Genomic DNA, 23,666 nt, shown 5'->3' on the forward strand with positions numbered 1-23,666 from the left:
TTTCCGCACGCGCGCTCCGCCGCTTGGATCCTGACGTCACAAGGGGGCGCCTGACCATGTCATCGAAGTCGCGGCCAGGCCGTGTTGAGTTTCCCGTGCTGCTGTTGGCCGCGGGTGCGTCCCGCCGAATGGGTCGGGCCAAGGCGCTGCTGCCGTTACCCGGAGGCGGCACACTGCTGGAGCGGGCCCTGGCACAGGCCCGGCAGCTGAGCCCTGAGGTCCGGGTGGTGGCCGGTGCCAGGTATCCGCTGATCCGCTTTCGCTGCCGGCGCCAGCCGGCCCGGTGGCTGTTCTGCGAGCGCTGGCCTGAGGGCCTGTCGGCGTCCCTGCAGGCCGGGCTCGACAGCCTGGGCCCGAATACCCGTGGGGTGTTTGTGCTGGTGCTGGACCAGCCGCTGCTGGAGTTCCGGGCGCTGGCGGCGATGGCACGGCTGGCCCGGGCCGAACCGCGCCAGCCGCTGGCGGCGGACTATGGTGGCCGCCCGGGCGTGCCGGCGTACCTGCCGCGTGAACTCTGGCCGGCGATCCGGGGTTTGACCGGAGATCGTGGCGCCGGGCAGCTGCTGGCCGAGGCCGGCGCCACCCGCCTGCCACTTGCCGGTGTGCGGGACGACGTCGATACACCGGCGGACTGGTCCCGGGTGTGCGCCCGCCTCAGCCGCTGAATACGCCGCTCAGCCAGACAATCCCGAGGCTGAACACCGACAGGCTGATGGCCAGGCCGACGGTGTAGAACCGGGCGCTGGCCGCGCGTTGCCGTGCCACGAACAGGTCAATGGTGCGCTGGGCGATGTCCTCGGCGGTTTCCCTGGAAATATCATGTGCCTGCTGTATGGCTTCCGATTGCAGGGTTTGCCAGAACTCGGTGTCGATGGTTTGCACCGCGGTGATGTGGTCCTTCAGCTCCGCCATGTGCTCGCGGGTGAAGCCGGATTGCCGGGCCAGTGCCTGCTTCAGGTTGGCCAGTTCCTGGCTCAGGTTCAGATTGATCTCGGCGGCGATGTCGTCGCGCAGCCCCTGGGTCCGCGCCTCCAGGCGCCGGGCCATGTCGTCCAGCCGTTCGGAAAGTTGGGCTTCCTGCTGGCTGCGGGTATCCTCCAGTGCCCGTTTGAGGTGGTCGAACTGTTCGTCGAACAGGTCGCTCAGCAGCTCGTGGAGTCGGTTATTGATGTGGGTTTTCACCGCCGAGCGGGCAATCTGTTCGATCAGCTCGCTGGTCAGGGGCAGGGCGGGGCTGTCGCCCTGGCCGTTGGTGGTGGGAGCCGCGTTAGGGCCGTTCCGGGGCGCGTCCGGGGCGGTCGTACCCTGACCGGCCGCGGGTGCCGGCGCGGGCTTGGCCAGGTTGCCGGCCGCCACGTCGCTGGCCAGCTGCTCCAGAACCAGGTTCAGGCCCTCCGTGTGGGGCGGCTTGGTGAGAATGTTGTAAACCCCGAAATTCCGGGCCTCCTCCACGAAAGTGGGGGACTTTTTCGAAGTGCACATGATGATCGGGATGTCGGCGGTCTCCGGGTTACCCTTGATGGCCTTGGTGGCCTCCACGCCGTTCATGCCCGGCATCAGGTGATCCATGAAGATTACGTCCGGCCGTTGGTGGCGGCGGAGGAAATCCAGGGCCTCCTCCGCCGATCCCGCCATGTTCACCTGCATGTCCCGGCTTTCCAGCAGTTTGCTCAGGGCAAACCGGGCGACCTTGGAGTCATCTACCAGCAGAGCGTTCTTGATTGCCATGTCACTTCCTCAAGCGGTTGCTGCCATCATGCGTGGTTTCGTGGCGCTGACTTACCAGCCTTCCAGCGGCGGGCACTGGGTGGCCCGGTAACTCTTGTCCCGGTAACACACGCCCGGCTCGGTGGTGCGTGCGGTGAAAATCTCGCCCGCCGCCGTGGTCAGGCGGACCTGGCCGTAGGGCTTGCCATGGCGAAAGGTGGCTTCGATGGAACTGCCGTTGGGGTTGCTGAGCCGTCCCGTGCCGTGGAATTCGCCGTCGATGTACTGGCCTTCGTATTTCTTGCCGTCGGCAAAGACTTCCGTGCCGGCACCGTGATAGGCACCGTTGGAGAACTCGCCGTCGTAGGTGTGGCCGTCCGGATAGGTGAGCACGCCCCGGCCATGAAATCGGCCATTGCGAAAACCTCCGACGTAGAGCGTGCCGTCCACCCGAGTGAGGGAGCCGGGACCGTTCAGCTCGCCCGCGGCCCACAGACCGTTGCGGATCTCGCCGTTTGTCAGGGTCAGGGTGCCCTTGCCGTGGAACCGGTCATCCTGAAACTGGCCGGTGTACTCGGCCCCGTCCGCGCCCCGCCATAGGCCCTCGCCACTGCGCTTGCCCCGGACCCAGTCGCCCTCGTACCGACTGCCGTCCGGAAACCAGGCCGTGCCGCGGCCATGGAAGGCGCCGTCCACGAACTGGCCTTGGTAGCGCAGGCCGGTGTCGCCCTGGTAGGTGCCGTCGCCGGTGCGGATGCCCCCGATCCAGGTGCCGTTGCGGAAGTCGACGGTGGTCAGGGCCACCAGCCGGCCGACCAGGGTGGTTTCATCCCCGGCCCGCAGTTGCACCTGCCGGTGCCAGGGCTGGAAGCCGGGTTTGCGGATGACAATGTCGTAGCGGCCGGGCTCAAGGTCCAGATCCAGGCGGGTGGCGCCATAGTCCCGCCCGTTAATGGTGACCGAGTCCCCCAAGACATTGGAGCGGATCACCAGGGTGGCGGTGGTCGGTTTGGGCACCGGGGACGGCAGCGCCTCCGGTGGTGGTGGCTCGGAAGGGCCAGCGTCGAGCTCGGTTCTGGCCGGTGTCTGCTTGTCCCCGGCCACGGCGGGGGGCGCCGCCGCCGGCCAAGGTTCCCGCGCTGCGCTGGGTGGGGCGGGCGGGCTGGCCACGGGTGTGTGGGCTGGAGGCTGGGACATGGGCGTGGGGATCAGGGTCTGGCGCACCGAGGCGAAGCCCGCGGTGACCAGGAGCATCAGTGCCAGTGCATTGAAAAACAGCAGCGGCCTGAAATCGACCATGGTGGAGGAACCTCTTGATCCTGGCTAAGCGAATCCCGATGTGTTCCTCATATTAACCAGCGTTTGCAACGGTATGTAACAGAAAGTCAGCGAACTTATCCAGAATGCCGGGCAAATCACACTTTGTCCGGAAGCCTGTCATGGTTGAGCTGTTCCCACGCTTTCATGTACACATCGGCCTCGTATTCGTAGGGCGAGCGGAACGGCGTGAGAACGAAATCAAACACCAGGAAGAAGAAACCAACGGATGCCCAGGCGATGAGCAGGCTGCTCTGGGTGTTGGCCTGGACTTCGGGGTTGGAGCCAACGAAGGCTTCCAGCAGCGGAATCAGCTCCGAGGCCAGGACCACCGGGTTGAAGCTGGTCATGACGAACGGAATCCAGAAGGCGAGCAGGACCGGAAAGAAACCGAACGACCAGAGCAGGCGCCGTGCCAGGTACGCAGCCAGGGCCCGCCAATACCGCTGGCGGATTTCCGGTACCTTGCGAATCTGGTCCAGATAGCGGCGGCGCTCCTCCCAGTAGGCGGCCACTTCCGGAGCGTCGACGGCTGGGAGGCTGTTTTCGGTATCGGTCATGGGGGTGGGGCTGCCTTTATGTCTGCGGGACTGTGCATGATAATCGATTCGACGTGTTACCCTACAAGTCTCCATTTGTGTTAACGACAGGATAGATTGAATGGCTGCTGTGAGCGAGAACCCTACCCATCCGGCCTTCGAGAAGCTTCGCAGTCACCGGATCGGCACCCTCAACCTGGAAATCGAGGAATACCGCCACAAGCGAACCGGTGCCCGTCACCTGCACTTGGCGGCGGACAATGACGAGAACGTGTTCTTCGTGGCCCTGAGGACTTTCCCGATGGACTCCACCGGGGTCGCCCATATCCTGGAGCACACGGCCCTGTGCGGCAGCGAGAAGTACCCGGTCCGGGACCCGTTTTTCATGATGATCCGCCGGTCCCTGAACACCTTTATGAATGCGTTTACCAGCAGCGACTGGACGGCGTATCCGTTCGCCAGCATGAACCGCAAGGACTTCGACAACCTGTTGCAGGTGTATCTGGACTCGGTGTTTTTCTCCCGGCTTGACCCGCTGGACTTCGCCCAGGAAGGGCATCGCCTGGAGTTCGAGAAGCCGGACGACCCGAGCACCGACCTGGTGTACCGGGGCGTGGTCTACAACGAGATGAAGGGAGCCATGAGCTCGCCCACCTCCCAGCTCTGGCAGAACCTCACCAGCCACCTGTTCCCGACCACCACCTACCACTACAACAGCGGCGGTGAACCGGACCACATCGTGGACCTGAGCTATGACGAGCTGCTGCGCTTCTATCGACATCATTACCATCCCAGCAACGCCATTTTTGCCACCTATGGCAATATTCCGGCCCACGAGCACCACGAACGGTTCGAGGCGCTGGCCCTCAAGCGCTTCGACCGTCAGGAAGTCGAGCTGCCGGTACGGGATGAAAAGCGCATGTTTGCGCCGATCCGGGTGGAACAGGCGTACCCGGTCAGCGAGGGCGAGGGGACGGAGAACAAGACCCACATCGTCATGGGCTGGCTGCTGGGACACAGCTTCGACCTGTTCGAGAACATGGAGGCTCAGCTGCTGTCGGCGGTGTTGCTGGAAAACAGCGCGTCGCCGTTGATGCGGGCACTGGAATCCACGGACCTGGGACAGGCGCCGTCGCCGATGTGTGGCCTGGAGGACTCCAACCGGGAAATGACCTTCGTGTGTGGCATCGAAGGCAGCGAGCCGGAGCATGCCCGGGCACTCGAGGCGCTGGTGGAGTCCACGCTGCGCCGGGTGGCGGAGGAGGGTGTCAGCGAGGAGCGGCTGGAGGCAATCCTGCATCAGTTGGAGCTGCATCAGCGGGAAATCTCCGGGGACCACTTCCCCTATGGCCTGCAACTGATCATGAGTGCCATCGGACCGATGGTACACGGCGGCGACCCGGTCGCCCTGCTTGATCTGGAACCGGTGCTGGCCACCTTGCGCGAGAAAATCCGGAACCCGGACTATATCCCCAATCTGATCCGCGGCAAGCTGCTGGACAACCCGCACCGGGTCACCCTTACCCTGCGTCCGGACGAACAGCTGGAAAGCCGGCGCCAGAAAGCCATCCGTGACGCCCTGGCCCGTCGCAAGCAGTCGTTGACGGAGTCGGATGCCCAGGCGCTGGTGGCTCAGGCCAAGGCCCTGGAAGAGCGCCAGCTGCGCAAGGACGACGCGTCCATCCTGCCCAAGGTGGACCTGTCCGACGTGCCCCTGCAGATGCCGGAGCCCGAGTACCGTTACGATGGCGATATCGCCGCCACCCTCTATGCCCGAGGGACCAATGGCCTGGTTTACCAACAGGTGGTGGTGCCGGTTCCGGCCCTGAGCCGGGACGAGCTGTTGCTGTTGCCGTACTACACCACCCTGATTCCTGAGGTGGGGTGCGGCGACCGGGACTACCTGCAGATGCAGGACCGTATTTCCGCGGAGTCGGGCGGCATCAGCGCGGCCTTCAGCGCCAAGGGGCGGGTTGATGATGTTCAGGACCTGTCCGGTTATCTGGTGTTCAGCGGCAAGGCGCTGGCCCGCAACCGGGACAAGCTGACCCGGTTGTTGCGGGACGTATATACCGGCGCCCGTTTCGACGAGAAAGACCGGGTCCGGGAAATCATCGCCCAGATCCGGGCCCGCCGTGTGCAGGCGGTGACCGGCAGTGGTCATGCCCTGGCCATGGGCGCGGCGTCCCAGGGACTGAGCGCCGGCGCCTGGCTCTCCTATCAGCTGGGTGGACTGGAAGCGATCCGGGGAACCAAGCAGCTGGATGCGTCGCTGAACGATGCCGGCGCACTGGAAGCGTTCTGCGGCCGGCTGGCTGCACTGCACGACAAGATCACGCGTCAGTCCCGGCAATTCCTGGTGATTGGCGAGGAGGAGCACCTCGACGCCATGGTGGATGACCTCAAGTCCTGCTGGTCGGCGTCGTCTTCCCAGGATGGGGACCCCTGGCGCCTGGAACCGGTCAGCTACACCACCCGCGAGGCCTGGCTCACGACCACGCAGGTGAACTTCTGCGCCAAGGCCTACCCCACCGTTCCGGTGGAGCATCCGGATGCGGCGGCGCTGACCGTTCTGGGGGTGTTCCTGCGCAACGGTTATCTGCACCGGGCCATCCGCGAGAAGGGGGGCGCTTACGGTGGCGGCGCCGGTCAGGACAGTGTGAATGGGGTGTTCCGCTTCTTCTCCTACCGTGATCCCCGCTTGGGGGATACCCTGGAGGACTTTGATCAGGCTCTGGCCTGGCTGCAGGAAACACCCCATGAATACCAAGCGCTGGAGGAGGCGATTCTGGGTGTAATCGGCCAGCTGGACCGGCCCCGCTCACCCGCCGGTGCCGCTCGCCATGCTTTCCATAACCGCCTGTTCGGGCGGACCCCGGAACAGCGGGCGAGGTTCCGGGAACGGGTCCTGGCCACCCGTCTTGACGACCTGCGCCGTGTTGCGGACACCTGGTTGTCGCCGGACAGCGCCAGCCTGGCGGTGGTCACCAGTGCCGACAATCGGGGTCTGGTCGAAGCCCTGGGGATGAGCGTCCGGGAGCTGTAACCCGGACCGGAGCGGCCCTTAGCGGGCCGCTCCGGGTCAGCGGTGGCGCTTGAGCCCGGTGGCCACCATGATGCGGGTCGAGATTTCCTCGATCGAGTAGGCGGTGGTGTTGAGGTAGGGAATGCGCTCCCTCCGGTACATCAGCTCGATTTCCTCGATTTCATGCATGCACTGCTGGATTGACGAGTAACGTGAGTTGGGACGCCGCTCATTCCGGATGGTGGCCAGCCGTTCCGGGTCGATGGTCAGACCGAACAGCTTCTCCTTGTGCGGTTTCAGGGCCTTGGGCATGCGTTGGTCGGCCAGGTCGTCCTCGGTGATTGGGTAGTTGGCGGCCTTGATGCCATACTGAAGCGCAAGGTACAGGCAGGTGGGCGTCTTACCGCTTCGGGAAGCCCCGATCAGGATCAGGTCCGCCTCGTTGTAGTGCCGGGTACGGGCGCCATCGTCGTTGTCGAGGGCGAAGTTGACGGCGTTGATCCGCCGCTCATAGCTGCCTTCGTTGTTGATGGCGTGGCTTTTGCCCACGGTGTATGAGGAGGAGGATCGAAGCTCCTGTTCCAGCGGGTTGAGGAAGGTGCCGAAGATGTCCACCATGAAGCCGTCGGCGCGCCCGATGATCTCCCGGATGTGGCTGTCGACGATGGTGTCGAACACCAGGGGACGCTCGCCGTCGGTTTCCGCCGCCTTGTTGATGCGCTTGACCATCTCCAGGGCTTTTTCCTCGCTGTCGATGTAGGGTATGGTCACCCGCTCGAATTCGATCTTCTCGAACTGGGCCAGCAGGGCGTGGCCAAGGGCTTCGGCCGTCAGGCCCGTGCCATCGGAAATGAAGAAGGCAGTGCGTCTCATGATGTGGTATCCGGTTTCGTTGCTGGCAGGGATGGCAAGGTCCCTAGGTAATTTCCGCAGGTTACAGTATCATACACGCCAAGTTCGAGACCCCGCAGTGGATATTGCCTGCATTGGCCACTGAATGCCGCTGGCCCGGTTTTGCTCTTAGCTACACAGACTCAAGGGAGACGTGCTTTGGAAGATTACATCATTTGGTTTGATCACCTCGGAATGTCGGATGTCGACCGGGTCGGTGGCAAGAACGCCTCCCTCGGCGAAATGATCAGTAATCTCGCCAACGCAGGTGTTACCGTTCCGGGTGGGTTCGCCACCACGGCTCACGCCTACCGGGAATTCCTGGCCACCGACGGTCTCAAGGACCGCATTGACGAAGCCCTTGATAAGCTGGATGTCAACGACGTCAACGAGTTGGCCCGGGTCGGCGCGCAGATCCGCCAGTGGATCATCGACACGGACTTCCCCCAGGCCCTGGACGAGGCCCTGGCACAGGCGTTCACCCAGCTGCAGGATGGCAACGAGCAGATGGCCGTAGCGGTGCGCTCATCGGCCACGGCCGAGGACCTGCCGGATGCGTCCTTCGCCGGCCAACAGGAAACCTTCCTGAACGTGGTGGGGTTGCCCCAGGTTCGCCGTTCGGTGAAGGAGGTGTTCGCCTCCCTGTTCAATGACCGGGCCATTTCCTACCGCGTGCATCACGGCTTTGATCACAAACTGGTGGCCCTGTCGGCCGGCATCCAGAAAATGGTGCGCAGTGAAACGGCGGCCAGCGGCGTCATGTTTACCCTGGATACCGAGTCCGGATTCCGGGATGTGGTTTTCGTCACCGCGTCCTACGGGCTTGGCGAAACCGTGGTTCAGGGCGCGGTCAACCCGGATGAGTTCTACGTTCACAAGCCGACCCTGGAGGCCGGCCGGCCGGCGGTGCTGCGCCGTAACCTGGGCAGCAAGGCCATCAAGATGGTCTACCATTCCAACCCGGGCGAGGGCGAGTTCGTGGAAACCGTAAAGGTGGCCCCGGAAGATCGCAACCGCTTCTCCATCACCGATGCCGAGGTGGAGGAACTGGCGCGCCAGGCAATGATCATCGAGAAACACTACGGCCGTCCGATGGACATCGAATGGGCCAAGGACGGGGACGACGGGCGGATCTACATTGTTCAGGCCCGGCCCGAGACCGTGAAGAGCCGCGCCGCCGCCAACGTGATGGAGCGCTACCTGCTCAAGGAAACCGGCAAGGTGCTGGTGGAAGGGCGCAGCATCGGTCACAAGATTGGCAGCGGCCCGGTCAAGATCATCACCAGCATCAACGAAATGGATCGGGTTCAGCCCGGCGACGTGCTGGTGACCGACATGACCGACCCGGATTGGGAGCCGGTCATGAAACGCGCCTCCGCCATCGTGACCGATCGTGGCGGACGCACCTGTCACGCCGCCATCATTGCCCGTGAACTGGGCATTCCGGCTGTGGTCGGTTGTGGCGATGCCACCGAAGTGCTGCAGGACGGCCAGCAGGTCACCGTATCCTGCGCCGAAGGGGATACCGGCCTGATCTATGAGGGGGCGCTGGATTTCGAACTGCGTGAGAACACCGTCGACTCCATGCCAGCGATCCCGTTCAAGATCATGATGAACGTGGGCAACCCGGACCGTGCCTTCGACTTCCAGGCGCTGCCCAACGAAGGGGTGGGGCTGGCCCGGCTGGAGTTCATCATCAACCGCATGATCGGCGTGCATCCCAAGGCCCTGCTGAATTTCGACAGCCTGCCCCGGGACATCAAGCAGACGGTGGAGAAACGCATCGCCGGCTACCCCTCGCCGGTGGAGTTCTACGTGGAGAAGCTGGTGGAGGGCATCGCCACCCTGGCGGCCGCGTTCGCGCCGAAGAAGGTGATCGTGCGCCTCTCCGACTTTAAGTCCAACGAATACGCCAACTTGATCGGCGGCACCCTGTACGAGCCGGATGAAGAGAACCCGATGCTCGGTTTCCGGGGCGCGTCCCGCTACATCTCCGACACCTTCCGGGACTGCTTCGAACTGGAGTGTCGTGCCCTGAAGAAAGTACGCAATGAGATGGGGCTGACCAACGTGGAAGTCATGGTGCCCTTCGTCCGGACGGTGGGTGAAGCAGAGCAGGTGGTGGAACTGCTGGCGGAAAACGGCCTCAAGCGGGGCGAGAACGGTCTGCGGGTGATCATGATGTGCGAACTGCCAGCCAACGCGCTGCTGGCGGATCAGTTCCTGCAGCACTTTGACGGGTTCTCCATCGGCTCCAATGACCTGACCCAGCTGACCCTGGGGCTGGACCGGGATTCCGGCATCATCGCGCATCTGTTCGACGAACGGAACGACGCGGTCAAGGCGTTGCTGTCCAATGCCATCCAGGCATGCAAAAAGGCCGGTAAGTACATCGGTATCTGCGGTCAGGGCCCGTCGGATCATCCCGACTTGGCCAAGTGGCTGATGGACCAGGGCATCGATTCCGTTTCCCTGAACCCGGATTCGGTGCTGGATACCTGGTTCTTCCTGGCGGATGAAAAAATCGACTGATCCACTATCCGGATATAGAGGAGAGCAACGACGTGACAGACATCATAACGCCGGACCTGTGCGATGAATTCCCCGATGTCCAGGTGGTGGCACCAGGGTTCCGCAACTTCGGAGGTATCCGAGCCTTTGGCGGTGAGATCGTGACCGTCAAGTGTTTCGAGGACAATTCCGTGGTGAAGGAGCAGGTGGGCCTGCCGGGCAATGGCCGAGTGATGGTCGTCGACGGTGGCGGCTCCATGCGCAACGCCCTGCTGGGTGACATGCTTGCGGAGAAAGCCGCAGCCAACGGCTGGGCCGGGTTGATCATTTACGGCTGCATCCGCGACGTGGATGAGATCGGCCGGACCCACCTAGGCGTCCAGGCCCTGGGAACCGTGCCCCGGAAAACCGAAAAGCGGGGCATCGGTGACCTGAATGTGCCAGTGACCTTTCACGGGGTGACCTTTCACCCGGGTCACTACGTCTACGCGGATAACAACGGCATCATCGTATCCGAGAAGCCGCTGGTGTAACCGGCGCGCGCATCACATCGAAAGCAAAAAGGCGGCCTCCGTGGGCCGCCTTTTTGCTGTTCAGCGAGTGACTTCGGTGATATTCAGTCCCACCAGGTAACCATCGCCCTCGGCCTGGCAGCGAACCACTTCGCAGACCGCTTCCAGCGGTGGAAAGGGCTCGCCGGCGGACCTCAGTACGGTCACCAGCTCAGCACCGACCGCCACAGCCCGGTCCAGGTATACCTGCATGCCCGCGGCGCTGAGATCACGGCAGGTGCCGGTGAGTGTTTCGCCCTCGGTGGTGGTGATCTCGATGGGCGAATCCACCTGCATACGGTAGAAGTCGCGTTTTTCCGAATAGTCCCTCATGGCTCACGCCCAATTGTCGGTTTTCCGGGTGGGTTTCAGCAGCGGGATGACCAGCGCCAGCAGGACTCCGGCAAAGACCAGACCCGCGCCGAGTAGCATGAAATCATACTCCTTGCTGGCTTCCAGGCGCTCGTTTTCCGCTGTCAGCACTTCCAGGTCGTTCCTCAGTTTCTGGTTCTCCGAGGCCAGTTCCCGGTTCCGCTTGTCCAGGTTGATGGCGTCGGCGGCGATGCTCTTGATCCGTTGCAGCTCCTCCTGCAGCGATTCCGAACGGTCCGCCAGGGACGATTCTGAACTCTTCAGGGCGTTTCGTTCCTCGGTCACCTGGGACAGTTGTTCCTTGAGGCGGCTCAGTTCGGCACGGGCCTGTTCCAGTTCTCGGTTGGCGGCCTTGAGGCGGTCTTCCGCAATGGGGGTGTTGCTCAAGTACTGACTGGCGACCCAGCCCTCAGTCCCTTTCGGGGTCCGCACCCGGGTGTAGTTTTCGCCAACTTCCAGAACCTCCAGGGGGGTACCACTGGGCAGGGCGTTTTCGATGATGCGATACTGGGTTCCGGCACCGGAGCGCACCGGCAGGTAAAGTTTGTCATCCACCCAGACTGTCCGGGCCTGGGCGCTGGCCAGGGAAGAGGCGACAAGTAGAAGGCATAGAATCAGGCGAAAAGGCGTCACGAAAGTCGTTCCCGATGATTGACGTTAACAGCTCACGATGGAATGAAAACGCAATTTTGTCATAGCTGGACCGGGGTTCAAGCCACGGCCCATTACAAAAAACTCATCCAGGGCGCCGCTTACGGCAGCACCGGCTTGAACGGTTTGACCGTGACCTTTTGGTACACGCCCGCCGCCACGTAGGGGTCGGCATCGGCCCAGGACTGGGCGGCGTCGAGGGAGTCGAACTCGGCAATCACCAAGCTGCCGGTGAAGCCGGCCTCGCCGGGTTCCGGGGTGTCGATGGCCGGGTGCGGGCCGGCGACCAGCAGACGTCCCTCGGCCTTGAGCACCTGCAGGCGTTCAAGGTGTGCCGGCCGGGCCTGCTGGCGCAGAGGCAGGCTGTTGTCGACGTCTTCACTGATGATGGCGTAATACATGGACTCCTCCAAACTGGGTAACCAGGGCCCGATGTCCCCGGGGAATACAGGCGATGCCCTGGCTGGTAAACTGGCGGGCCGGACCCTGACACCGCACGCAACCAGGATATCGATTTCCAGTGACTATACCGCAAGCTACCCGTTCCTGCATTGATCTGCACTGCCACAGTACCGCATCCGACGGGGCACTGACCCCGGCCGCCCTGGTGGCCCGGGCAGCCGAGCGGGGTGTGACCCACCTGGCGCTGACCGACCACGATACGCTGGCGGGGCTGGCAGAGGCCCACCGGGCGGCGATGTCCGCCGGCATCACCTTGGTGCCGGGGATCGAATTGTCCTGCCTATGGAAAGGCCGGACCATTCACGTTGTCGGTCTGGATTTCGATCCGGACGATCCGGGTTTCCGGGCACGGGTCGCCCGCCAAGTGGACAATCGCCGGGCGCGTGCGGCGATGATCGCTGAGCGGCTGGCACGTCTGGGAGTGAGCGACCTGTTGGACCGAGCCACCGAGGCGGCGAGGGGGGAGGTGCCGGGGCGCCCCCATTTCGCCCAGGCGTTGGTGGCGGCAGGTGTGGTGCGTGATGCCGCCCAGGCGTTCAAGCGTTATCTTGGAGCTGGCAAGCCGGGGGATGTCCGGGCCTGCTGGCCGGAGCTGCCGGAGGTGGTGTCCTGGATCGTCGATGCCGGTGGCATTGCCGTGCTGGCGCATCCCCGTAAATACCAACTCACCGCCACCAAGCTACGGGAGCTGACCGAGGCGTTTCGTCGAGCGGGCGGACAGGCCTTGGAAGTGTCGACCTCCGGGCAGTCCAGTGGCGATCTGGGTTTCCTGGCGGAATTGTGCCGGCGTCATGGCATGTGGGGGTCCCAGGGCAGTGACTTCCACTTTCCCGGGGCGGCGTGGTGTGAACTCGGGAAGATCATGAAAATGCCAGACGGCGTTGAGCCCGTCTGGCACCATTTCCGAGAGCCCGTCCGTTGCTGAGCCCCGGTTACTCCGGGGCGTGATACAACAGGTACAGGTCGGTCAGTGAGTCCGGGATGGCTTCCGCCATCTGCCGGGACAGGGACTCGCTCTGGCGGACTTTCTGGAAATCCTCGTCCTCGAACAGTCCGGAGAGGGTCATCATGGGGACCATCAGGTCCGCCGTTTCCTCCTCGCTGGCGGCTTCCAGCCACTGCTCTTCGTACTCCAGAAAAGTTTCCACGAAGCCCGCGCACCAGTTTTCCAGTGCGTTCATCGGGTCGTCGTCTTCCGGCTCCGGCAGTTCCAGCGACTGCCCCATGTCCAGGGCATGAGTGAGGTCGCGGGCCAGCTGACGAACGCAGCGCTCGAAGCTCTCGGGCACCCCGCCTTCCGGCAGGGTGTCGAGGCCGGTGGCGAGCTGGAAAATCTCGCCAGGGCTCAGCGTAACCGGACCAACCACGCTGGCGCAGACCACCCCGTGCAGACCGAAGAAGTCCAGGGCATGATCACCCCAGGGCTCGGCGAACAGGATGTCTTCGAGCGCGGCAATGTCGGAATTCGATAGCATGGTCAATGGCTCCCGGCCTTCATGGCTTCCTCGGCCGCGCGTTGGCGCCGCCGGACCTCTCTCGGGTCATTATAGGCACGGCCCGGTGTGACCGGCAGGTCCATTTCCGGCTTGCCGCTGTCGCCGATGAAAATCCGGGGACTATCGCCGTCTTTCGGCTCCGTTCCCGACTCCGATTCCGGGGCGGCCGGCTCGGGCTGCGGCTCGGCGGCCTCGCCGGTGTCCCCGGGTTCCGTTTCGGGGGCGCGTTCAGCCGCCACGGAGGCTTCGGCAGTCTCGGTCGGCTGTGCCGGATCGGCCGTGACCTGAGGCTCCGGTTGTGGCGCCGGTTCTGGTTTGGGCTCGGCTTCCTGACCCGTGACCAGCGGCTGGGGTTGCGGTGTTTCGGCACCCCCTTCCGGCTGTTCGGGTTCGGAGCGGGTTTCCGGAGCCGCAGCTTCGCGACCGGCCTCAGGTGCATCCCCGCCGGCCTCAGGTGTCGGCTCACGACGGGCGTCAGTGTCGCTGGCCTCTTTGCCGGGTTCGGACTCCGCCGGTTCCGGTTTGCTCTCGGGTTTGGCTTTGGCGGCGCGATCGGACTTGGACCGGGCGGGCCGGCGGCTGGTTTTTTTCGGTTTTTCCGGGGCTGCCGGTTCCGGGGTATCGCCGGTCCCGGCCTCCTCCGTAGCCGTCGCAGGTTCCGGCTTGGCCGGGGCGTCGGCGTCAGCCGGTGTGGCCGGAACCGCGTCCGGTGCCGATGCCTGAGTCTCGGCCTGGACCGATTCAAGGTTGTCGGCTTTCCGGTCATCCGGGGCCGCCTTGTCGTCGCGCTTGGCCGGCTTTTCTTCCGCTTTGCGGGCGGCTTCCTGGGCCGTTTCCGGTTGCGTGTCCTTCAGGTGCTTCTCGCTCCGTTCCGCCTTGCGTTCGGCGGGGGTGGAAGCGGGCGCCTCTGCCGGAGAGCCATCCCGGTTGCGTTGCCGGCGTGGTTTGCGACGTTTGTCGTCGGTGCTCGCCTTGTCTTTCTCGGCGGAAGCGCCTTTTGGCGTTTCGCCCTTGCTGGTTTCGGTGGCCTTCGGGGCGGCAGGCTTCACCTCGCGCGGTGACGTTTCCTTCGACTCCCGGTTGTCTTTCTGGTCCCGCTGCTGGGCGCGGTTGCGTCCCTGATTCCGGCCCTTGTTGTCCCGGCGACCGTCGCTGCCCTTGTCGCCACCGTTGTCGGTGCGATTGGCGCTGTTGCGCGAATCGTCGGCGCGGCTGCGGCCCCGGCCCTGGGGGTCCTCGGTTCGGCCGCCCTGGCGGCGGTCGTTGCCGCTGCGGTTGCCGCCGTTGCGCGGTTCATCCCGGGCAACGCGGGTCTTGCGGCGGTCCTGGCGCCCCCGGTTGCGGCGGTCTTCCAGCGACGCCGCCTTGGACTGCGGGCCGGCTTGGTCGCCGGACGCGTCATCGGCACCAAAGAAGCTGGCGATCTTACGACCGAGCCGGCGGAACAGCCCCTCTTCCTCGGCCGATGGGGCTTCTTCAGCGGGTTTGGCGGCCGGTGTCGGTGCCGGAGCGCGAGGCCGGATGGCCTTCACTGCGGCCTGTTCACGCACCGGTTTTTCGGCGTTTGGCACCTCGTAGGCGTCGTCCTCGCGCACCGTGTATTCTTGGGCGACCTGGTGGCTGGAAATGTGCTCCGGAGCCGACTCGTCCTCACGAATCCGGATGACTTCAAAGTGCGGCGTTTCCATGTGGGGAACCGGCACCACCACGATGCTCACCTTCTGGCGGGCTTCGATATCGGCCAGCTGGCGACGCTTTTCGTTGAGCAGGAAGGTGGCCACGGAAACGGGGACGATGGCCCGAACCTCGCCGGTCTTCTCCTTGGAGGATTCCTCGTAGATCAGGCGCATGATGCTCAGCGCCAGGGATTCGATGCTGCGGATGGTGCCCTGGCCCTCGCAGCGCGGACAGACTTCGCTGCGGGTCTCGCCAAGGGACGGGCGCAGGCGCTGGCGCGACATCTCCAGCAGACCGAAGCGGGAGATCTTGCCAACCTGGACCCGGGCGCGGTCCAGCTCCAGCGCCTCCCGGATCTTCTGTTCGACTTCCCGTTGGTGCTTGGCCGGTGTCATGTCGATGAAGTCGATGACGATCAGGCCCCCCATGTCCCGCAGGCGCAGTTGCCGGGCGATTTCCTCGGCGGCTTCCAGGTTGGTCTGCAGGGCGGTTTCCTCGATGTCCTGGCCCTTGGTCGCGCGGGAGGAGTTGATGTCGATGGCGACCAGCGCCTCGGTCGGGTCGATCACGATGGAGCCGCCGGAGGGCAGCTTCACTTCGCGCTGGAAGGCGGTCTCAATCTGACCTTCGATCTGGTAACGGCTGAACAGCGGGATTTCATCCTTGTACAGCTTGATCTTGTTTTCGAACGTGGGCATGACGGCGCGGACGAAGCTGAGGACGTCCTCGTACACGCTCTCGGAGTCGATCAGTACCTCGCCGATGTCCTGGCGCAGGTAGTCCCGGACCGCGCGGATGATGACGTTGCTTTCCTGGTGGATCAGGAAGGGGGCCTTCCGCTCAGCGGCGGCCTGGGTGATGGCTTCCCAGAACTGGACCAGGTAGTCGAGGTCCCACTGCAGTTCTTCGGAGGTGCGGCCGATGCCGGCAGTCCGGACGATGATGCCCATGGACTTGGGCACCTGAACGTTGTTCATGGCTTCCTTGAGCTGGGCCCGGTCTTCGCCTTCAATCCGGCGGGAGATGCCACCGGCGCGGGGGTTGTTCGGCATCAGCACCAGGTAACGCCCTGCCAGGGAGATGAAGGTCGTCAGGGCCGCGCCCTTGTTGCCGCGCTCTTCCTTGTCCACCTGCACGATGACTTCCTGGCCTTCGGAGATCACATCCTTGATGTTGATCTTGCCCTCGATCTGGCCGGGGGATTTCTTGAAGTATTCCTTGGAGATTTCCTTCAGCGGGAGGAAACCGTGGCGTTCGGCGCCAAAATCGACGAAGGCCGCTTCGAGGCTGGGTTCAACCCGGGTGATGCGGCCTTTGTAGATGTTGGCTTTCTTCTGTTCGCGGGAGCTGGATTCGATGTCCAGGTCGAAAAGACGTTGTCCGTCTACCAGGGCGACGCGCAACTCTTCAGGGTGAGTTGCATTGATCAGCATGCGTTTCATGGAAAGAAAAGGTTCCTGTCGTTGGGTTTTGACAGAAAACCGGGAGGGGTTCGCATCTGCGAAGCTGGATGTGCGTGCCGCGGGCTGCATTACAGCAGTGTCAGCCGGCGGCCAGACCCAATCAGACCCTTATGGGGTGCGATTCTGCTGGTTCAGTACCACCGCTGACGGCCCGTCTGCCGGTAGGCAGGGGGAGGACGTGTAAGGTGAGTGTCTGTTGGCGCATGTTATCCGTTTTCAGGTTCACACAGGTGCCTGGGTCTCACGTCGTATTGTAAGCTGGACGGCCCGGCCCTGCGTGGCAACGATTCTTCGCGATGTCGCCCGTCGGTTTTCCGTACGGTTTCGTCAATTCTCCCGGGGCTTCGGCGGCCGATCGTGGCCTGCGTGGAAGCACGGTTCCGGAAGCGTTTCTTCGGCCGTTCCCCGCTTCTCGGGGCAGCGGCGTTCAAACTCTCACAGTGTCTCGGTATACTTCTGCCGCTCCGGCTTCTGGCTGGAGATAAGTCAGGCCGTAGACAAACGGCAGAGCACGCCGGAATATAGCAGCAATGCGGCTGCCGTTCAATCCTGTAACACGAACACGGCGAAGCCGGTCAAGGAGTTTCATGTCTCGCAAGCCCGCCAGCAAACGTCAGCGAAACGCATCCGCAGCGCCGTCATCGCCCTCCAGGCGTGCCGAAGGTCCGGTGGCCGCCACGACGGGTTCCGGGGGCGCCCGCCCGTCGGTTCAGTGGGTGATGGTGACCGAGGATCAGGCCGACCAGCGGCTGGACAATTTCTTGATGGCGCGGCTTCGGGGCGTGCCCCGGAGCACCGTTTACCGTATCGTGCGCAAGGGTGAGGTCCGGGTAAATCGGGGGCGGGCCCGGCCCGATACCCGGCTGCGGGCCGGGGATGAAGTCCGGATTCCGCCCGTGGTCCAGAAGGAGCGGCCCCCCTCGGTCAAGCCCGGCACCCGGGTGCAGGCGGTTATGGAGCAGGCCGTGGTGTACGAGGACGAGGCGTTGTTGGTGGTCAACAAGCCTGCCGGCATTGCCGTGCACGGTGGCAGCGGTCTCAGTTTCGGCCTGATCGAGGTGCTGCGGGCGGCTCGGCCTGAAGGTCGTTTTCTGGAGCTGGTGCATCGTCTCGATCGTGACACCTCGGGGCTGGTCATGGTGGCCAAGAAACGCTCGGCCCTGCGTTTCCTGCAGGAGGAGCTACGGCAGAAGCGGATCCGCAAGCGCTATCATGCGCTGGTCGCCGGTGACTGGTCGGCGTCGGTCACGGAGGTGACGCAACCGTTGTTGCGTTACGAGATGCCGAACGGTGAGCGGCGGGTGCGGGTGGATGTTGGAGGCAAGCCGTCCGTGACCCGCTATCGTTGCCTGGAGCGGTTTAGCGGCTACTCCTTGGTCGAGGCGTCGCCGGTGACCGGGCGTACCCATCAGATACGGGTTCACAGCGCCTGGGCCGGGCACCCCATTGCCGGTGACGACAAATACATGGATGCGGCCAGCCTGAAAGCCTTTCGGGCGCAGGGGGGCGGTCGGTTGATGCTGCATGCCCGGGGGTTGGAATTCCGGATGCCTGGTACGGAGCAGATGATGGCGCTGGAGGCGCCCTACGATGAATCATTCGAGCAGATGCTGCAGGCGCTGCGGTCGCAAGGGCAGAGGGAGGGAGCATGAACGTCAAAGTGGTCATTTTCGATTGGGACGGAACCCTCGTCGACTCGGTGGAGCATATCGCCGACAGCCTTCATCAGGCCGCGACCGAGCTGGGCTATCCGGCGCTTGAGCGGGAGGCCTACCGGGACATCATCGGGCTGGGCATGGTGGAGGCGCTGGAAACCCTGTATCCCGGCCTTTCCCAGGAGGAAATGCTGGCAATCCGCGAGAACTATGCCCGCTATTTCTTCAGTAAGGTGACCACGCCGCACAATGTTTTTGACGGCATGGCGGAGCTGCTGTCGGATCTGCGGCGCGTGGGCCGGGGCTGCTCGGTGGCGACCGGTAAGAGTCGCAGGGGGCTGGAGCGCGCCCTGCTGACCAGCGGCCTGGGGCCGCATTTCGACATTACCCGTTGTGCCGATGAGACGCGCTCCAAGCCAGATCCTGCCATGCTCCAGGAAATTCTGGCGTTTTATCGGATCGAGCCGACGGAGGCGGTGATGATCGGCGATACCCGTTACGATCTGGAGATGGCTCGCCGCATCGGCATGCCGGCGATCGGGGTGGAATGGGGCGTGCATCGGCGGGATGTGTTGTCAGAATATGATCCTCATGCCATCGTGGATTCGGTGGCGGAGTTGCGCCGGGTGCTCGGGTTGTGAGTGCGTGGCCGAATGGATACGACTGAGGGAGTGTGCGGATGAGTGAGTGGGATTCGGGCAAGACGCCGGGATGGGGTGACGAGCCGGCTGGAGCGGGCGGTCGAGTCTCGGGTGCGTCGCGGCGCAAGCCGGCGTTGCCGCCGGAAACGGACCGGGATTGGCGTCTGATCGAGAAGCTGGTGATGTCGCTTCAGGCCGAGCAGCGGCGGAGTCGGCGTTGGGGGATTTTTTTCAAGCTCCTGACCTTTGTCTACCTGTTCGCTCTGCTGTTCATCATCCGCTTTCCGATGGGGGACGGGCTGGAGTCGGTGACCGGGGAGCATACCGCACTGGTGGATGTTACCGGGCCGGTCGGAGCCGACGAGCTGGCCAGTGCGGACAATCTGGTGGCGGCGATCCGGGCGGCGTTCGAGGACAGCGAATCCAAGGCGGTGATCCTGCGCATCAACAGTCCGGTGGGGAGTCCGGTCCAGGCCGGGTATGTCTATGACGAGATCCTGCGCCTGCGCGAGGAGCACCCCGACAAAAAAGTCTATGCGGTGATCTCGGACATCGGCGCCTCCGGAGCCTACTACATCGCCGCGGCGGCTGATCAGATATACGCCAACCGTGCCAGTCTGGTCGGCTCGATCGGGGTGATCGCCGGCGGGTTTGGTTTTGCTGACCTGATGGATAAGGTGGGGGTTGAACGCCGGCTCTATACCGCCGGCGAGAACAAGGCGTTCCTGGATCCGTTCTCGCCAGAGAAGCCCGATCAGGTGGCGTTCTGGCAGTCGGTACTGGAGAACACTCACCAGCAGTTCATTGCGGCGGTCAAGCGCGGCCGGGGTGACCGCCTGGCGGAGGACGAGCGGCTGTTCAGCGGCCTGGTCTGGAGTGGCGAGCAGGCGCTGGAGCTGGGGCTGATCGATGGCCTGGGCAGCGCCTCCTACGTTGCCAGGGATGTGGTGGGCGCCGAGAAGCTGGTCGACTACAGTCACCGGAAGTCGCCGTTGCAGGATCTCGTGGACCAGCTTGGCGTGGCGTTTGGTGAGGGGGCGGTTTCCCGGCTCCTGGAGGCGCGCCTGGCTCTGCACTGAGGTGGGTCTAGTCCGCCGCCAGTAGGGGGTTGCAGCCCCAGTGCCTCAGCATCCGGTTCAACGCGATCAGGGGCAGGCCGACGAGGCTGTTCGGGTCGTGCCCTTCCAGTCGCTCGAACAGGGTGATGCCCAGCCCTTCCATTTTGAAGCTGCCGGCGCAGTCGTAGGGTTGCTCCCGCCGGAGGTAGCTGTCGATCTCCGTTGGGTCCAGGGGGCGAAAATGCACCTTGAACGGCTCGCAGCAGATCTGGCGGTTGCCGGTGGTGGCATCCAGCAGGCATAGCCCGGTATGGAAAACCACATTGTGGCCGCTGCTTTCCTGTAACTGGCGGGCGGCCTGCTCGTGGGTTCCGGGCTTGTGCAGCAGGGTGCCGTCGGGCAGGCTGGCGACCTGATCTGAGCCGATGATCCAGTGGTCCCGGAACTGCTCTCGCAATGCCAGCGCCTTGGCTTCTGCCAGTCGCGTGGCCAGCTGGTTACCTGACTCGCCTGGCCGCGGGGATTCGTCGATATCCGGGCTCGCGGTGGTGAAGGGCAGTCCCAGGCGCTCAAGAAGCGCCCTGCGGTATGGAGAAGAGGAGGCCAGTAGCAGGCGTGGAGTCATGTGCCGGGTCCTATGCATGGTTGAATTCCCGTATCCTATCGCGTCCGGAAAAGCGAACGAAGTCTTTGACAGCAGCCGGCTACGTCCCTAAAATTGCGCGCCTATGTCAAGAAGTGCCTCAAACGCCGAGTTGCCCAGAACCGTCGATCCGTATCGGTTGGCGGAGCATAACAGTACGCTGGAGGGAAGTGTTCCCCTCGGCGCCTTGCCACGTTTTCGCGAAGCGGTTCAGGGTTTTGAGGACGGGGCGGTCTGCCGCGTGAGTCTGTCCTTTTCGATGGACTCCGAGCGCCGCCGGATCGTTTCGGGCAGTCTCGAGGCATCGGTCAACCTGGAGTGTCAGCGATGCATGCAGGCCATGCCCGCAGTGCTGACGTCCCGGTTCACTCTGGGCGTGGTGACCAGCGACGCGCAGGCGCAACAGCTGCCCAAAGAGCTGGAGCCGTTTTTGACGGACGAGTTCAGCGCGGATCTCTGGGCCATGGTCGAGGACGAACTGCTGCTCGTGCTGCCGCCGTTTCCGCTGCACGAGCGCGACGACTGTCCGGCCCGGGCCGATCTGGAAGCCTACGAGCCCGAGCATTCGCCGGAGGCACCGAAGAAGGCGGCGGGAAAAGAGAATCCATTCAGCGTGCTGGCGGAGCTGAAGCGGACGAAACACTGAACTGGCGCGGCATCCGATCGGGGACAGCGCGCTATGACGAACACACTTGTTACGAATAGGTCAGGAGCATAATCATGGCTGTACAGCAAAACCGCAAAACCCGTTCCAAGCGTGGTATGCGCCGTTCCCACGATGCGTTGACGGCGGCCACTCTGTCCACGGACGCGACCACCGGCGAAGTTCATCGTCGTCACCACGTGTCTCCGGACGGTTTCTACCGCGGCAAGCAGGTTATCGCCTCTCGCGACGAGTAATCCTGTCCGCGTAGGCATCGCCCGGTGTCGGAAGGGCCGTCGATGAAATCGGTCACGATCGCGGTCGACGCGATGAGTGGCGATCGCGGCCCGGCCGTGGTGGTATCGGCTGCACTGCAGGCGGTCCGGGAAAACCAAGCCTTGAGCCTCATTCTGGTGGGAATCCGGAGTGAGCTCGAGGCTTTGTTATGTCAGGACCATCCCCGCATCCGGATTGTGGAAGCGGCGGATGTCGTGCGCATGAATGAGCGCCCTTCCCATGCCCTCCGGCACAAGAAGAACTCCTCCATGGCCGTCGCCCTGCGTCTGGTTCGGGACGGTGAGGCGCAGGGCTGTGTCAGCGCCGGCAATACCGGCGCACTCATGGCGTTCGGTCGCACGATCATCCGCATGTATCCGGGGATTGAGCGACCGGCCATCGCCAAGCTGATCCCCTCGCTCCGTGGCAAATGCCATGTCCTTGATCTTGGCGCCAATGTTGACTCCACCGCCGAGAACCTTTACCAGTACGCTCTGATGGGCTCGCTGATGGCGTCGGCGATCTGTGGCCAGGTGGAGCCCCGGGTGGCGCTGCTGAACGTCGGCGAGGAAGAGATCAAGGGCAACGAGCAGGTGCGCCTGGCCTCCCATATGCTGGCCCAGTGCGACACCATCAATTACATCGGTTACGTCGAAGGCAGCGACTTGTTCCGGGATGTGGCGGATGTGGTGGTCTGCGATGGTTTTGTGGGCAACATCGCGCTGAAGACTGGCGAAGGGGTGGCCGGGCTGCTGATCGAGCTGATGGAACAGGCGTTCACCCGCAATCTCTATGGTCGCCTGGTCGGTCTGCTGGCTCGCCCGATCATTTCCCGTCTGCTGCAGATGATGGATCCCTCCCGTCACAACGGCGCCAGTCTGCTTGGACTGCAGGGCGTGGTGATCAAGAGTCACGGCAATGCCAACGAGCGGGCCATGCTGGCCGCGATTCGCCAGGCCGTGCGCGAGGTGGAGCTGGAAGTGCCCCGTCGCATCAACGAGCGCCTAGACGACTTGATGCTCTAGCTGAGACTAAAGTCGCCCTCTATCGGCCGGCCCTTTTACGGATAATTTGGCCTGGCTCGTACTATTGGCTAATCTCACGAAACCCCTCAATGACGATAAGATTCGCCCTATGAAATCAGCCTTTATTTTTCCCGGACAAGGGTCCCAGGCGGTCGGCATGCTCAAGGATGCCGCCAGTCACTGGCCCATCATCGAAGAAACGTTTGCCGACGCCTCCGCGGTTTTGGGGTACGACCTCTGGCACCTTTGCCAGAACGGCCCCGCGGAGGAGCTGAATCAAACCATGGTCACTCAACCGGCGTTGCTGACCGCCAGTGTCGCGCTCTGGCGCCAGTGGTTCGTGGCCGGTGGTCAGGCGCCGGCGTTTGTCGCCGGCCATAGCCTGGGCGAGTATACCGCCCTGGTGGCGGCTGAGAGCCTGGACTTCGTGGAAGCTGTCAAGCTGGTGCGGCTGCGCGGTGAACTGATGCAGCAGGCGGTACCCGCGGGCGAGGGCAAGATGGCCGCGATCCTGGGGCTGGACGACGCCGACGTCGTCGCCGCGTGCCAGGAGGCCGCCCAAGGCGACGTGGTCGAGGCCGTGAACTTCAATGCGCCCGGCCAGGTGGTGATCGCGGGCGCCGCAGCAGCGGTGGATCGTGCCATTGAGTCCTGCAAGGACAAGGGAGCTCGCAAGGCCATGCCGCTGCCGGTCAGTGTGCCGTCCCATTGTGCGCTGATGAAAGGTGCCGCGGAGGAACTGGCCGAAGCCCTGAACGAGGTGCGCTTTAACGACGCTGTCATTCCGGTGGTGCAGAATGTCCACGCGCAGCCTGAAACCGACGCCGACACGCTCAAGGCGAATCTGCTGAAACAGCTGTACTCCCCGGTTCTGTGGACCGCTTCGGTTCAGACGCTGGTGAAGGAGGGCGTCCAGGCCGCGGTGGAATGCGGTACCGGCAAGGTGCTGGCCGGCCTGATCAAGCGCATTGACCGTGGGCTGCCGGTGTATGGCATCGAGGAGCCGGATTCGCTGAGCAAGGCCCTGGATGCTCTGGGGCAGTCCTGACACAAGGAGTGATGC

At 63.7% G+C, this 23,666-nt stretch carries 22 protein-coding genes; 12 read left to right on the forward strand and 10 right to left on the reverse strand.

All coding sequences use genetic code 11. The features are described from left to right. Positions 1–56: 56 nt before the first annotated feature. Positions 57–665, forward strand: coding sequence for a nucleotidyltransferase family protein (locus BTO32_RS01775; RefSeq protein ID WP_076722719.1), 609 nt, complete (start codon positions 57–59; stop codon positions 663–665). On the opposite strand, the gene BTO32_RS01780 is transcribed toward BTO32_RS01775, so the two are convergent. From BTO32_RS01780 to BTO32_RS01790, 3 genes are all read right to left on the reverse strand, one after another. Then, positions 655–1,728: a response regulator gene (locus BTO32_RS01780; protein WP_076722720.1), complete on the reverse strand. Its 1,074-nt coding sequence runs from the start codon at positions 1,726–1,728 to the stop codon at positions 655–657. The two genes, BTO32_RS01775 and BTO32_RS01780, sit on opposite strands and share 11 nt — an antisense overlap. A 51-nt stretch (positions 1,729–1,779) precedes the next feature. Continuing rightward, positions 1,780–3,006: a PEGA domain-containing protein gene (locus BTO32_RS01785; protein ID WP_076722721.1), complete on the reverse strand. Its 1,227-nt coding sequence runs from the start codon at positions 3,004–3,006 to the stop codon at positions 1,780–1,782. Between the two features lie 116 nt (positions 3,007–3,122). Continuing rightward, a complete protein-coding gene (locus BTO32_RS01790; protein ID WP_076722722.1) occupies positions 3,123–3,584 on the reverse strand; it encodes a hypothetical protein in 462 nt (153 codons plus the stop codon). Between the two features lie 100 nt (positions 3,585–3,684). Here BTO32_RS01790 and BTO32_RS01795 point away from each other — a divergent pair, with 100 nt between their 5' ends. After that, complete coding sequence (locus BTO32_RS01795) at positions 3,685–6,609, forward strand: insulinase family protein (RefSeq protein ID WP_076722723.1); 2,925 nt, start codon at positions 3,685–3,687, stop codon at positions 6,607–6,609. A gap of 36 nt (positions 6,610–6,645) precedes the next feature. Here BTO32_RS01795 and ppsR read toward each other — a convergent pair whose 3' ends face one another. Next, complete coding sequence (ppsR, locus tag BTO32_RS01800) at positions 6,646–7,461, reverse strand: posphoenolpyruvate synthetase regulatory kinase/phosphorylase PpsR (protein ID WP_076722724.1); 816 nt, start codon at positions 7,459–7,461, stop codon at positions 6,646–6,648. A 177-nt stretch (positions 7,462–7,638) separates the two neighbouring features. On the opposite strand from ppsR, the gene ppsA reads away from it, so the two are divergent. Beyond that, positions 7,639–10,011, forward strand: coding sequence for a phosphoenolpyruvate synthase (gene ppsA / locus BTO32_RS01805; protein WP_076722725.1), 2,373 nt, complete (start codon positions 7,639–7,641; stop codon positions 10,009–10,011). 32 nt (positions 10,012–10,043) lie between these two features. Beyond that, entirely contained in the window at positions 10,044–10,523 is a 480-nt protein-coding gene (rraA, locus tag BTO32_RS01810; RefSeq protein WP_076722726.1) for a ribonuclease E activity regulator RraA, read from the forward strand. Between the two features lie 60 nt (positions 10,524–10,583). On the opposite strand, the gene BTO32_RS01815 is transcribed toward rraA, so the two are convergent. From BTO32_RS01815 to BTO32_RS01825, 3 genes are all read right to left on the reverse strand, one after another. After that, a complete protein-coding gene (locus BTO32_RS01815) occupies positions 10,584–10,874 on the reverse strand; it encodes a PilZ domain-containing protein (protein ID WP_076722727.1) in 291 nt (96 codons plus the stop codon). 3 nt (positions 10,875–10,877) lie between these two features. After that, positions 10,878–11,546, reverse strand: a complete 669-nt coding sequence (locus tag BTO32_RS01820) for a TIGR04211 family SH3 domain-containing protein (protein ID WP_076722728.1) — start codon at positions 11,544–11,546, stop codon at positions 10,878–10,880. A gap of 119 nt (positions 11,547–11,665) precedes the next feature. Further along, a complete protein-coding gene (locus tag BTO32_RS01825; RefSeq protein ID WP_076722729.1) occupies positions 11,666–11,965 on the reverse strand; it encodes a YciI family protein in 300 nt (99 codons plus the stop codon). A 119-nt stretch (positions 11,966–12,084) separates the two neighbouring features. On the opposite strand from BTO32_RS01825, the gene BTO32_RS01830 reads away from it, so the two are divergent. Continuing rightward, entirely contained in the window at positions 12,085–12,951 is an 867-nt protein-coding gene (locus BTO32_RS01830; protein ID WP_076722730.1) for a PHP domain-containing protein, read from the forward strand. Between the two features lie 7 nt (positions 12,952–12,958). Here BTO32_RS01830 and BTO32_RS01835 read toward each other — a convergent pair whose 3' ends face one another. Together BTO32_RS01835 and rne are read right to left on the reverse strand one after the other, a co-directional pair. After that, on the reverse strand, positions 12,959–13,501 hold the full coding sequence (locus BTO32_RS01835; RefSeq protein ID WP_076722731.1) for a YecA/YgfB family protein: 543 nt from the start codon (positions 13,499–13,501) through the stop codon (positions 12,959–12,961). A gap of 2 nt (positions 13,502–13,503) precedes the next feature. Beyond that, positions 13,504–16,641, reverse strand: coding sequence for a ribonuclease E (rne, locus tag BTO32_RS01840; protein WP_076722732.1), 3,138 nt, complete (start codon positions 16,639–16,641; stop codon positions 13,504–13,506). A 608-nt stretch (positions 16,642–17,249) separates the two neighbouring features. On the opposite strand from rne, the gene rluC reads away from it, so the two are divergent. The 3 genes from rluC to BTO32_RS01855 are packed head-to-tail and all read left to right on the forward strand — an operon-like array spanning position 17,250 to position 20,037. Continuing rightward, positions 17,250–18,314 (forward strand): 23S rRNA pseudouridine(955/2504/2580) synthase RluC, encoded by a 1,065-nt coding sequence (gene rluC / locus BTO32_RS01845; protein ID WP_076722733.1) that lies wholly within the window; start codon positions 17,250–17,252, stop codon positions 18,312–18,314. Then, the gene (locus tag BTO32_RS01850) at positions 18,311–18,958 is read left to right on the forward strand and encodes an HAD family hydrolase (protein WP_076722734.1); all 648 of its coding nucleotides are present in this window, start codon (positions 18,311–18,313) and stop codon (positions 18,956–18,958) included. Before rluC ends, BTO32_RS01850 begins: the two co-directional genes overlap by 4 nt. 38 nt (positions 18,959–18,996) lie before the next feature. Further along, positions 18,997–20,037, forward strand: a complete 1,041-nt coding sequence (locus BTO32_RS01855) for a S49 family peptidase (protein WP_076722735.1) — start codon at positions 18,997–18,999, stop codon at positions 20,035–20,037. Positions 20,038–20,044: 7 nt separating this feature from the next. Here the strand turns inward: BTO32_RS01855 and BTO32_RS01860 are convergent, their stop codons facing one another. Further along, a complete protein-coding gene (locus BTO32_RS01860; RefSeq protein WP_076722736.1) occupies positions 20,045–20,641 on the reverse strand; it encodes a Maf family protein in 597 nt (198 codons plus the stop codon). A gap of 259 nt (positions 20,642–20,900) precedes the next feature. Here BTO32_RS01860 and BTO32_RS01865 point away from each other — a divergent pair, with 259 nt between their 5' ends. The 4 genes from BTO32_RS01865 to fabD all read left to right on the forward strand — a co-directional run bounded on the left by BTO32_RS01865 (position 20,901) and on the right by fabD (position 23,651). Then, positions 20,901–21,305 (forward strand): YceD family protein, encoded by a 405-nt coding sequence (locus BTO32_RS01865; RefSeq protein WP_245820235.1) that lies wholly within the window; start codon positions 20,901–20,903, stop codon positions 21,303–21,305. 74 nt (positions 21,306–21,379) lie between these two features. Further along, positions 21,380–21,559, forward strand: coding sequence for a 50S ribosomal protein L32 (rpmF, locus tag BTO32_RS01870; protein ID WP_076722738.1), 180 nt, complete (start codon positions 21,380–21,382; stop codon positions 21,557–21,559). Between the two features lie 42 nt (positions 21,560–21,601). After that, positions 21,602–22,603: a phosphate acyltransferase PlsX gene (gene plsX, locus BTO32_RS01875; RefSeq protein WP_076722739.1), complete on the forward strand. Its 1,002-nt coding sequence runs from the start codon at positions 21,602–21,604 to the stop codon at positions 22,601–22,603. A gap of 109 nt (positions 22,604–22,712) precedes the next feature. Continuing rightward, positions 22,713–23,651: an ACP S-malonyltransferase gene (gene fabD / locus BTO32_RS01880; RefSeq protein WP_076722740.1), complete on the forward strand. Its 939-nt coding sequence runs from the start codon at positions 22,713–22,715 to the stop codon at positions 23,649–23,651. The last annotated feature ends 15 nt before the right edge of the window (positions 23,652–23,666 follow it).

Origin of the sequence: Marinobacter lutaoensis (assembly GCF_001981305.1) — a bacterium.
Classification (GTDB): Bacteria; Pseudomonadota; Gammaproteobacteria; order Pseudomonadales; family Oleiphilaceae; genus Marinobacter; species Marinobacter lutaoensis.